This window comes from Peribacillus sp. CSMR9 (genome assembly GCF_033141925.1).
GTDB classification, from domain to species: Bacteria; Bacillota; Bacilli; order Bacillales; family DSM-1321; genus Peribacillus; species Peribacillus simplex_A.
In genome coordinates this window covers 1-11,697 of record NZ_JAOPHO010000093.1, presented here as the reverse complement: position 1 = coordinate 11,697, position 11,697 = coordinate 1, and the positions used below count along the sequence as shown (strand labels likewise).

Annotated in this window: 9 protein-coding genes and 1 pseudogene; 9 read left to right on the top strand and 1 reads right to left on the bottom strand. The window is 39.0% G+C overall.

What is annotated here, in order from left to right; all coding sequences use genetic code 11:
- Positions 1-309: 309 nt before the first annotated feature.
- From N9I19_RS22625 to N9I19_RS22605, 5 genes and pseudogenes are all read left to right on the top strand, one after another.
- A pseudogene (locus N9I19_RS22625) lies at positions 310-567 on the top strand (ATP-binding protein); the annotation flags it as partial.
- Between the two features lie 218 nt (positions 568-785).
- The gene (locus N9I19_RS22620) at positions 786-1,655 is read left to right on the top strand and encodes a cation diffusion facilitator family transporter (RefSeq protein WP_317779049.1); all 870 of its coding nucleotides are present in this window, start codon (positions 786-788) and stop codon (positions 1,653-1,655) included.
- Positions 1,656-2,115: 460 nt separating this feature from the next.
- Entirely contained in the window at positions 2,116-3,744 is a 1,629-nt protein-coding gene (gene abc-f, locus N9I19_RS22615; protein WP_317779048.1) for a ribosomal protection-like ABC-F family protein, read from the top strand.
- A 308-nt stretch (positions 3,745-4,052) separates the two neighbouring features.
- Complete coding sequence (locus N9I19_RS25355; RefSeq protein WP_411730810.1) at positions 4,053-4,184, top strand: PTS lactose/cellobiose transporter subunit IIA; 132 nt, start codon at positions 4,053-4,055, stop codon at positions 4,182-4,184.
- A 337-nt stretch (positions 4,185-4,521) separates the two neighbouring features.
- Positions 4,522-5,424, top strand: coding sequence for an aldo/keto reductase (locus N9I19_RS22605; protein WP_317779047.1), 903 nt, complete (start codon positions 4,522-4,524; stop codon positions 5,422-5,424).
- Positions 5,425-5,531: 107 nt separating this feature from the next.
- On the opposite strand, the gene N9I19_RS22600 is transcribed toward N9I19_RS22605, so the two are convergent.
- Positions 5,532-5,993 carry a VOC family protein gene (locus tag N9I19_RS22600; RefSeq protein WP_317779046.1) on the bottom strand — a complete coding sequence of 154 codons (462 nt, stop codon included), beginning with the start codon at positions 5,991-5,993 and terminating at the stop codon, positions 5,532-5,534.
- A gap of 315 nt (positions 5,994-6,308) precedes the next feature.
- Between N9I19_RS22600 and N9I19_RS22595 the strand changes: the two genes are divergently transcribed.
- From N9I19_RS22595 to N9I19_RS22580, 4 genes are all read left to right on the top strand, one after another.
- On the top strand, positions 6,309-7,625 hold the full coding sequence (locus N9I19_RS22595; protein ID WP_317779045.1) for a MarR family transcriptional regulator: 1,317 nt from the start codon (positions 6,309-6,311) through the stop codon (positions 7,623-7,625).
- 84 nt (positions 7,626-7,709) lie between these two features.
- A complete protein-coding gene (locus N9I19_RS22590; RefSeq protein WP_317779044.1) occupies positions 7,710-8,816 on the top strand; it encodes a mandelate racemase/muconate lactonizing enzyme family protein in 1,107 nt (368 codons plus the stop codon).
- Positions 8,817-8,845: 29 nt separating this feature from the next.
- Positions 8,846-10,264 carry a YfcC family protein gene (locus N9I19_RS22585; protein ID WP_284471106.1) on the top strand — a complete coding sequence of 473 codons (1,419 nt, stop codon included), beginning with the start codon at positions 8,846-8,848 and terminating at the stop codon, positions 10,262-10,264.
- 19 nt (positions 10,265-10,283) lie between these two features.
- Positions 10,284-11,426: a M20 peptidase aminoacylase family protein gene (locus N9I19_RS22580; protein ID WP_317779043.1), complete on the top strand. Its 1,143-nt coding sequence runs from the start codon at positions 10,284-10,286 to the stop codon at positions 11,424-11,426.
- The last annotated feature ends 271 nt before the right edge of the window (positions 11,427-11,697 follow it).

Sequence of the window (11,697 nt, the reverse complement as noted above, 5' to 3'; positions counted from 1 at the left end):
GAACCGCCGTATACCGAACGGTACGTACGGTGGTGTGAGAGGTCGGAGGCTAGGCGCCTCCTCCTACTCGATTTTTGTAATAATTAAAGTTTACTAGTGTAGTGACTTTTTAATTCCCTGGTTATTGAAGATGAATTCTCCTCAAAATGAACAAATGGTGGCTTATCTTAAGTGAAAAGCGAAAATATTCAATGAAAATTAATGAGAAATTTATTTTTAAATCATATCCTTTCAATATAACTTGAAAGGAGAATACTATGAAAAGATTATTTAAAGTATTAAAGAATATATTTTTTATATTCATTGCCGTTATGGCTCCAAAGGTTATTTGATAACATTTTTCAAAACGCATTAAAGCACTCGAAGGCTGACAAACTTGAGATAACCATTGAAAAAAATGTGGTGATTATCAGGGATAATGGGATTGGTTTTGTTATCGATAGTAAAAGTAGGGGGCTTGGTTTAAAAATAATTGAGGACATAGCAAGGATCCTGCAAATAAAATATAATTTACAATCAAATGAAAGAGGAACTTTATTTTGTTTTACAGTCGAAAAAACGATTTAAATCTCACTTAGCTCGTTATTTTGCGGCGTGATGCAGGATTATTTCATGCTGGGCTTTTTATCAAGTTTCCGTAAATATTATTCTTTTCAGATAGTTTACCGAATGCAACATAGTTATCTAGCACTTACTTATATAAAACGATACAAAAAGGTTGCTATAGACCCACCCATTTTTAAGTTGATATTATATTCATGTACTTAATTGTGGGGGGAAGTTGAATGGAAGAACAAAAATATAATGACCTCAAATTAGGCGAACGTGGTGCAATCATTAGTATCATTGCTTATATTTGTCTATCAATCATGAAATTGGCTATAGGATACATAAGTGACTCAGCTGCATTAAAGGCGGATGGCTTGAACAACACCACTGATATTATCGCCTCGATTGCTGTACTGATCGGATTAAGGCTGGCTCAAAGACCCCCCGATAAAGATCATGGTTATGGCCATTGGAAAAGTGAAACGATTGCTTCGATGGTTGCTTCATTTATTATGTTTGCTGTTGGTGTACAAGTTTTAATAGATGCAGTTGCTTCCATGCTTAAAGGTGGAAAAGAATCACCTGACATTATGGCAGGGTATGTAGGCGTTTTATCAGCAATAGCTATGTATTTTGTATATCGGTATAATAAAAAACTTGCTATTAAGATTAACAGTAAAGCCGTTCTGGCAGCTTCAAAAGATAATATTTCCGATGCTTGGGTAAGTATCGGAACAGCTATAGGGATTTTCGGCTCCCAATTAAAAATGCCTTGGCTGGATTCCCTAACTGCCATCATTGTTGGACTATTAATATGCAAAACAGCCTGGGATATATTCATTCAAGCCTCCCATGAACTTTCTGACGGATTTGATGAAAATAAAATTCAACTTTATAAGGATGTAATTACAAATCTGAATGGAGTCAAGGGGATAAAAGAAATCAAAGGGAGGAATTACGGGAATAATGAAGTGATTGATGTTGTGATCCTTGTCAATTCTACGTTGGATATTAAAGAAGCTCATGATATTGCGACCCATGTAGAAAAAGTGATGATGAGGAATCATGGAGTATACGATGTTCATGTCCATGTAGAACCTAATTAATGAACTCTTTTTTTTTTGATCATTAAGAAAAACGGGTATATATTAGCTTTACAAACATATAATAATGTGCAATCATTAATTTATTACATTGGAAGGAAAAGGTACCTTATACAATGAAGCAGTAATCTTATCTAATAAACAGTAAATCTAAATCTATTTCAATGGGTGTAAACGGTTAGGTATGTTCAATGCAAGTGTGCGTCACTTTGTGTGCTTACCGATTTTATTGGTGAGTTCTAAGTGAGCGTCAATTTTTCATTTGAACAAGAATCTTTTTAGATACCCATGTGAGATTTTTAATGATTATGTTTAGAGATGGGATTCGTCTGTTCGTTTATAGGTACTAATTCATATACAAATACTTTTTCTGGTATCGAAATCAGGAGAGGTATATTTGGTTTATGTATATTAATTTAGTAACAGGCGATCTCTCTCTAGAAAAAATAGAGGGGGATTTTTCATGTTATTTTTAAAGGCGAATGATTTAAAGAAAAGCTACGGGAACCGTGAAGTTATTTCCGTTGAATCACTTCATCTATACAGTCATGACCGTGTTGGTTTAGTTGGTAGAAATGGAGAAGGCAAAACGACTCTGCTTTCTATATTAGCAGGCGTTAATGAACCAGATTCCGGTCATATAGAAAGCTATGGAACAGTCAGCTATATCCCACAGATAGAGGAAAATGAACAAGAAATAAGCGGAGTATTAACGAGTATATGGAAACTGCCAGATGAGGATCAAGAAATGATAAGCGGCGGCGAACGAACTCGAAGAAAAATCGCCGCTGCCCTGACCTCCAATGCGGATGTATTGATTGCGGATGAACCTACTAGCCATTTAGATGTATTCGGAATTGAACAATTGGAAAAGGATTTAAAGTCTTTTAATGGCGCTATATTGCTTACTTCACATGATAAGGCATTCTTAAATCATCTTTGTACAACAATATGGGAAGTTGAGCAAGGCAAGGTTACTGTATATGAAGGGAATTACGAAGCGTATACAAAGCAGAAGCAAGCAAAAACAGAAAAAGAAAAGAAGGAATTTGAAGAGTATACTCGCGAAAAGAATAGATTGAAACAGGCTGCACAAAACCTGCAAGGCAAATCTGATTCGATTAGGAAAGCCCCTAAACGAATGGGCAATTCAGAGGCAAGGCTGCATAAACGCAGCGCTGGGAAACAAAAAGCGAAACTGAACCGTTCTGCTGAAGCGATTGAAACTCGGATCGATAAGTTAGCCAAAAAAGAAAAACCAAGGGAAGATCCTCCTATCATTTTTGATATTTCGGAATTTCCATCACTGCATAGCAAAAGGGTCATTCGATTTAATGGCTGTTCCCTGAAGGTCGGTTCTAGAATGCTGAAACAACATATTTATGGCGATGTTCCCCTGGCATGCAGACTCGCCATCAATGGTCAAAATGGTTCAGGAAAATCGACATTACTGAAAAAGATAGTGAAACGTCACACAGATATATATGTCGCGAAGCCGGCAAAGATAGGATTTTTTGCACAACAACAAGAAAATTTGAATGAAAGTAAAACGGTACTTGAAAATATTTTGGAGGATAGTCCCTACAATCAAGCCTTCATTCGTACATTATTATCACGATTGGCTTTTAAAGAAAATGACGTTCACAAACAAGTATCACTCTTAAGCGGTGGGGAAAGAGTCAGGGCCTCGCTAGCAAAAGTTTTTTTGGGAAACTATAATGTATTGGTTTTGGATGAACCTACAAATTACCTGGATATAAATACGAAAGAGGCTTTAATCGAAGTGTTAAAAGCATATCCAGGAACAATCGTTTTTGTGACTCATGATCGTTCATTGATCCAATCACTTGCAACGCATGTACTTTCATTCGAGGATGAATCTCCGAGAGTAAGAACTGTCAACCAGGAAACAACAAAATTGGATAAGGGCATGGATGGCCATCAAGTTAAACAGGATGAACTTCTTATGATTGAAGTGCAAATCATCGATACACTTGGGAAACTGTCAAGTGTTGTGAAGGAAGAGGAAAAGGAGGAATTGGATAGGGAATATCTTCAACTCTTGAACAAGAAAAAGGAACTTGAAGATTAAGTGCAACCCATAAAAGGCCCTTCTCAATCGAGAGGGGCCATTTGATTGATAAAGAGCGGTAGAGTAAGAGGAGGTAAAGAAGGTGGTTAATCAGAACATCCTATGAATCTATTCCGTTTAAACAAAATTGAATTTTCATTAAAATCGAGTAGTAATTAATGTGACGAAAACGAAAGAGGATCTCTCTGAATTATCATTTCAATTAATTCTCCATAGCGGGAATGCCCGCAGGTGTGCAATGGAAGCCATCGCCTTGCAAAAATAAGGTAAATCAAGCGATGCCCAGGATAAATTAAAGGAAGCGGAACATGAGTTTTGTTGCGGCACATAAAATCCAAACCGCATTGATTCAACAAGAAGTGAATGATGAGAAATTCGATATCCCAATGCTCCTGATCCATGCTCAAGATCACTTGATGACTCGACAACAAAAGATTTAGCAATAGAAATCGTGGAATTACACGAGAAAACACAAAAGAACTAATGAAGTGATTCATGCTGAAAGAGGGTTTAAAAGGTTGCTGCGGCAGCTTTTTCTTATGTTCATAACGGGTGAAATTGCACGACATGATTTCTTTTGTTAAGGTTCATGTACCTAAACAAAAGAAATAAGGCATAAAAGGGTCACTCAAGATTAGGATTATCTGAAATTTTAAATTATACTAATGTTCAAGGCAGCAGCAATTGATTCTGTCACAGATTAACGAAGGATAGTCATGATAGCAAGCATTACCAAACAATTTTTGCCCAATCATGATATAAAAGGGGAGAAACAACATGCAAAGAGTCAATCTAACTGAAGATCTAAGTCTTTCACGCATTGTTCACGGTATGTGGAGATTGGCAGATTGGAAATTTTCCACCGAAGAAATCCTATCTTTTATTGAACATGGAATGGATCGGGGGGTCACTACATATGATCACGCTGATATATATGGTAGCTACACATGTGAGGAGATTTTTGGGAACGCCCTTTCATTAAAGCCATCTTTACGCGAAAAAATGGAGATCGTTACGAAATGTGGCATAGTCATACAATCAGAAAACCGCCCTTCTCATAAAAGTCACCATTATAACACTAATAAAACTCACATTATAAAGTCTGTTGAACAATCCCTTATGAATCTTAAAACGGATTATATTGATTTATTACTTATCCATCGTCCTGATCCCCTGATGGACCCGTCGGAAACGGCTGAGGCGTTTAATCAATTAAAAGAATCAGGAAAGGTCCGTAACTTTGGGGTATCGAACTTCAAAAAACCGCAATGGGATATGCTTCAAGCGTACCTTGAATATCCTCTAGTAACAAATCAACTGGAACTTTCTGCATACAATCTTGAAAACTTCGAAGACGGAACCATTAACTTTTGTCAGGAAATGGGCGTGGCTCCTATGGCATGGTCACCACTTGCAGGAGGAAGCATCTTTGAGGAATCAAACGAAAAGGCTGTCCGCTTAAGAAAAACGTTAGAAATCGTAAAAGAAGAAATCAGTGCTAATGGAATAGATGAGGTTATGTATGCATGGCTGTTGAGGCATCCTGCAAAAATCATTCCGATCGTTGGTTCCGGTAAGAAAGAACGACTGGATAGCGCCATTGATTCACTAAATCTAAGCATGAAAAAAGAACAATGGTTTAACATTTTAACTAGCTCGATGGGGCATGATATCCCGTAATGCATTTGTACCCTTGAACAAGAATCCTTCCCCAGAAGCAATGGGACACCCGGATGGGGGGTCCCATTCTTAAATTGCAATAATAACAACTGGAATCATCTCTCCATTTAAATTGGGAATCGTTTATACCAATCTTCTAATGACATCTCTCCAAAACTTCCCTCAAAGTCCAACCTTAATGGAGCAATCAATTCAAGTACATTTCCGTCTGGATCATCAAAATAAATGGCCGCATGGGCTTGCGGGTTATTATCGAGAACCAAAGGCTGCTGTCCTTCAGTAAAATTAAAGAAAGGCCGAATGTCAATTTCTCTATTTTTCAGCCAATCTTTCGCCGATGGCATGTCACCTATATCAATTTGTAATGCCACATGACGGATGGAAGGATGATAGGGAATTTCCACTTGGTTCGTTTTCCAAAGACCAAGCCAACTTTTCCCTTTCTCAAGCCAGAAGAAAACGACCCTCTCGCTTTGATAGGCAAGTTCTAAATCAAGTTTGCGGTAAAAATCAATCGACCTTTGCATATCTGATACTGGTAAATGCGCTTCATAGAGACCTTTGATCATCTTGAACTCCTCTCAGAAAAAACGTTTTGTCAGTGATTTAGAAACTTTAAATGTGAAACTAAAAGCTGGTCATTCGAAATTAAAACCGGATAAATTCCACGGAAACGTAATACAACATGATTCTCCATTCCCTATTAATAAGATACTATAAATAACAAATATGGGCGATGTTAGTTTGTCGTAAGGTGACATTTCCGAAATTTGATGATGAAACAGGCTTAAACTTAGATGCAGGATTTTGGTGAATATTTGTAGTTACTAATACGATTCTACCGTTATAATAAAAATAAAATTTCATTTTCGAGGTGAAGCAACATGAAAATCGGTGTAATAGGCTCAAAGTATTTTTTGGAATCCTTATCTGTCCACTTTCCTTTGTTTCCTGAGGTACAATTCATTTCCTTTCAATATGATCTGCCGGAAGAAACCAGTCTATTAATAGAAGATGCCGGTAAACAAACCGATCTAGTATTGTTTTCAGGTTCCATCCCTTTTTATTATGGATACGAACAAGTTAAAAGAAATTTAATAGAAGCTATATATGTCCCTTTTGATGAATTGACAGTTGCGCTTTCGTTGTTATCTATTTCTCATACGGAAAAGGTTACTATAAATGAAATCTCAATCGATTTACCGGATAAAAACCTGTTAATGAAGGTATTGGAAGAATCGGAAGTCGTAGTAAAATCCCTTTATGTGAAGGATTACCCGTGGGTTTACAAAAGGGAAGAAGGCACCCAGACACTAAATATTGCCGAATTCGTTCAATTCCATAGCAACAGGCATAAAGAAGGAAAAACCCATTTCGCACTAACGAGCATTCATGCTGTTTATCAGGAACTTCAAAGGCTATCCATTCCTTCCAGATTTATGGTTCAGCCCAAACATACCTTAATAGAAAGTCTTACAGGAGCTATATCTTTGTTGAAACTGAGGAAAACGGAAGAATCACAGATTGCTGTCATTTCCATTCAAGATTATCAACAAAAGCTTAATGAAAGTGATCTATTTTTAAATTTTTTACAGAAATTGAGTAAGAGATTACAGGCTCGCGTTTCTCTTGAATACTTTAATCCACATTTGATTTATACTACACGCGGAGCATTGCAGGCGTTTGAATCAGATATTTATGATGAAATCATCGGACAAATGGAACAGGAATTTAAAACCCTCTTCCAAATTGGCATTGGATATGGATATACGATTCAAGAGGCGGAAAAACATTCGGCACAAGCATTATTTTTTACCGATAAATTCCTAAAAAGAAAAACGGTAGCATGCTTGGTGGATGAAGATCAAAAACTTCAGGGACCATTATTTGAAGGGAATCACCAAGTGGAATTGAAAAATGAAGATGAAACCATTCAAATACTGGCCAGGGAACTAAAAATGAGTGCGAAAAATATAAAATTGATTCATCGGTTTATTTCGATAAATCATTTTCGGGCTTTTTCAGCAGCAGAGCTAGAGGAATACATGAGTTGTACCAGACGATCGGCAGAAAGATTCGTTAAAAGACTTACTGAAGGCGGCTGTCTCAGCAAAATTGGAGAGGAACATCCATATGGGCAAGGAAGACCTCGGAACTTATATGTACCAGCGGAGAAATTCAAGAAACTTACCGAAAATTAAATTTTCAGACTTTACAGGAAAAGGAGATTGGTATATATTGTTTTTATTAACGACATATAGCGACAGTGAAAGGGGAGGTTTGTTTTGCTTATTGAACGTTGTGAAATTCATGCCACACATTTGCCATTAAAAGAGCCATTTGTCATTTCCTATGAAACATACAAGCATATGCCCTCTGTTATCGTAAAATTAATAGCCGATAACGGGCTGGTGGGATATGGGGAGGCAGTGCCTGATGAACATGTAACTGGGGAATCGTTTTATTCGACATTCGAAGTACTAAAGCATGTCCTGTTACCTGCTGTAAAGCAGGTAAACCCATTTAATATGGAAATGATTCACGATATCATGAATTCCGCCATCAGCGGAAATCCCTCGGCAAAAGCGGCCATTGATATAGCTTGCTATGACCTGATGGGGAAATACACCAAATTGCCGATTTATGATTTATTAGGTGGGAAGTTCCATGAATCCCTCTCTTTCGCTAAGGTTTTAAGTATAGACGAACCGGGCATGATGGCTGAAAAAGCACAGGAAGCTGTCGACCAAGGTTATAGTTCTTTAAAGCTTAAGGTTGGCTGGGATATTGAATCAGATGTAGATCGGATTGCTGCGGTTCGACAAAAAGTCGGGAAGAAGGTTCCAATTCGGGTTGATGCGAATCAAGGATGGGGCACCTATGCCAATGCACTTCAGGCAGTGAAGGCTCTGGAACCATTTAACCTTTCATGGTTGGAACAGCCGATTAGAATGGGGGATATTGACGGTCTTGCTGAGCTTAAGGAAAAAACGACGATACCACTAATGGCAGATGAAAGCATCCATAACGGAACCCATCTGCAGGAAATCATTAAAAAGAAAGCTGTAGATAAAATCAATATTAAACTAATGAAATGCGGCGGAATCTATCAGGCTATCCAATTGGCAAAGACAGCAGAGGTCGCAGGAATCAGCTGCCAAATCGGATCAATGGTAGAATCCTCGATCGGGTCTGCAGCAGGGTACCATACAGCCATTTCACGAAAAAACATTACCAGCACTGAATTGACTGGTCCGCTGCTATTCAGTCTCGATATTGGGAATCTTGATTATGAAATACCGTATGTCCATCTTACAAGGGAACCTGGGCTTGGAATCGTAATTAACGAGGAGGTTCTTGAGCAATTAACCATAAAAAAAGAGCTGGTTTAATTATAAGATTTACAGGATGAGGTGAATGGATGGAAACCGAAAAAAATATTGTGCCGGTCAAGAAAAAAGCTTGGTTAAAAGTACCGCATACATACACACTTATCTTCATCATAATCATCTTGGCAGGACTTGCTTCATATGTGATTCCGGCCGGTGAATTCGACCGGGTTAAGGATGAAGAATCGGGGAGAATGCTTGTAGTTGATGGAAGCTATCATGCTATTGAACAAGACCCTGTTAGCTTTTTTGACCTTTTCACCTCCATTCCATTGGGATTGGAAAAGGGAGCCCAAATTATTTTTTATATTTTTCTTGTAAGTGGTGTATTTGCAATCATACGAACTACCGGGGCCATTGAAGCAGGGGTATACAAAGGGGTCCGATCTCTTGCGGGGAGGGAAAAGCTTTTAATTCCTTTGAGTATGCTGCTTTTTTCCATTGGCGGTTTTAGCATGGGGATGGCAGAAGAGACCATTATCTTTGTACCGATCGGTATCGCTATAGCAAGGGCAATGGGCTTTGATGCAGTTACTGGAACGGCCATGATTACACTTGGTGCAGCCAGTGGGTTTTTCGGGGGCATGCTCAATCCATTTACGGTAGGGGTGGCGCAATCACTGGCTGAAGTACCTTTATTCTCTGGAATCGGTTTTCGATTCGTTATTTATATTTTTGTACTGTCATTTGCCATTTGGTATGTTAGCCGGTATGCGAATAAGGTTAAGCGAAATCCTGAAAATAGTGTAATCTATGATATTGAACTAAAAGAAAAACAAACGGCTGGTTTGGTCGATTTCCCCGAATTGACGGGCCGACACAAGCTGGTCTTCATAGCGATGACCTTTGGGCTGGCTTTTAACATTTATGGTGTGTTCAAATGGGATTGGTTTTTAACCGAGCTTACCGCTTCTTTTTTGATTATGGGCATCGTTAGCGGGCTTGTAGGGGGGCTTCAGCTTGGGAAAATTTTCGATTCATTTATCGATGGGGCCAAAGCAGTAACATTTGGGGCTTTGATCGTCGGTTTTGCAAGGGCTATAACAGTAGTGCTGGAAGAAGGGAAAATCATAGATTCATTGGTCTTCATGGCGGCGTCCGGGATAAGCCACTTACCGCAAACGTTGAATGTGGTAGGCATGTTCTTTACTCAAGCAATCCTGAATTTATTCATTTCTTCGGGTAGCGGACAGGCTGCCGCAACAATGCCGATCATGGTTCCCATTACGGATATATTGGGTTTGGAAAGACAGCTTGCCGTTCTTGCCTTCCAATATGGGGATTCGGTTACGAATTCCATCATTCCAACGTCATCAGCGTTGATGGGATATTTGGCCATCGCTGGGATTCCCTATGAGCGATGGGTTAAATTCATTTGGAAATTAGTTCTCGGGTGGACTTTGATTGCTTGCATTGCACTCATGGTTGCAGTGGCCCTTGGTATTTCCTGAGAGAATAAGGAGTGGTTTGATGAAGGAATTATTGAATGAAATAAAACCTCAAGTTTTGGAGATTTTCCACCATCTTCATGAGAATCCTGAAGTGAGCTGGAATGAATATGAGACTACATCTTATATTTCAAGGGTCCTCAAACAAAACGATCTTAAAGTGACCAGTTTTGTGGATATCCCTGGAATCGTGGGGACATGGTATCCAGAGGAAGGGCGAAATAAGTTAACGGTCGGATTGAGGGCTGATATGGATGCTCTCCTTCAGGAGGTGGATGGGACAATACGTGCCAACCACTCATGTGGGCATGATGCTCACATGACGATTGTATTGGGTGTGTTGTTGTTATTAAGAAAAATGAAGGCAATTCTTCCAGGTACGTTAAAGTTTATTTTTCAGCCTGCCGAAGAAGTTGGTGAGGGTGCTTTAAAGATGATTGAAAAACAGGTATTGGATGATGTTGACTTTCTCTTTGGTCTTCATTTGCGCCCCATTCATGAGATTAAGCATGGACAAGCTGCTTCAGGCATCATTCACGGGTCAGCCGATACAGTGTTTGGTGAGATTCACGGATTTGATGGACATGGTGCCAGGCCTCATTTGACTTTAAACGCCATTGAAGTGATCAGTGCCATCGTTGAACAGCTTAAAGGAATACGGCTAAACCCGCAATTATCTTATTCAGTCAAAATGACACAGGTTTCCGCAGGAGGGGAAAATGCAAATATTATACCTGGGTCCTCCAAGTTCAGTCTTGACTTACGCGCCGAAACGAATGAAGCGATGGACGAATTGATCGAGAAGGTGGACGATGTTTTGAAGAAAATGTCCATCTTCCATCAATGTCAAATTACCTTCAAGCACAAAGAAAGAGTTTATGCCGCATCCATTGATCAAGAAGCGGAACGATTGATGGGGAAGGCAATAGAAAAAACCTTGGGGGCTAAAGGGCTCGTTAAGCCCATCATCACTCCCGGCGGTGAGGATTTTCATTTTTATACAAAGGAAAGACCTGCAATTAAAGCCACGATGCTGGGTGTTGGCTGCAATTTAGAGCCAGGGTTGCACCATCCCAACATGGTATTCAATCAGGAAGCCATTTTCACTGGTATTGAGATATTAACGAGGGCAGTCATTGAAACTTTTTATAAGTATAACAAATAAAAAGGTACCACTTAATTTTTAGCCGGCTAAATTCTCCGAAAATGATTGCTAGGAATTAGACTTATTTTGTCTTTAATTATTCAAGTTAATGGTAAACAAGCGAGGCCACTAATTGATTAGTGGCCTCAGTTTGTAGACAAAAGGGGTTCGGAATTTAAAAATTCCGAACCCCTTTTTGAGATTCCCTTTGAATTTTTTTGCCTGAAGTTAGGAGATTGGGGCTCTACGAGCCCACTATGTTAGGCCATTTTTGGACCTCGCCATGTCCAAT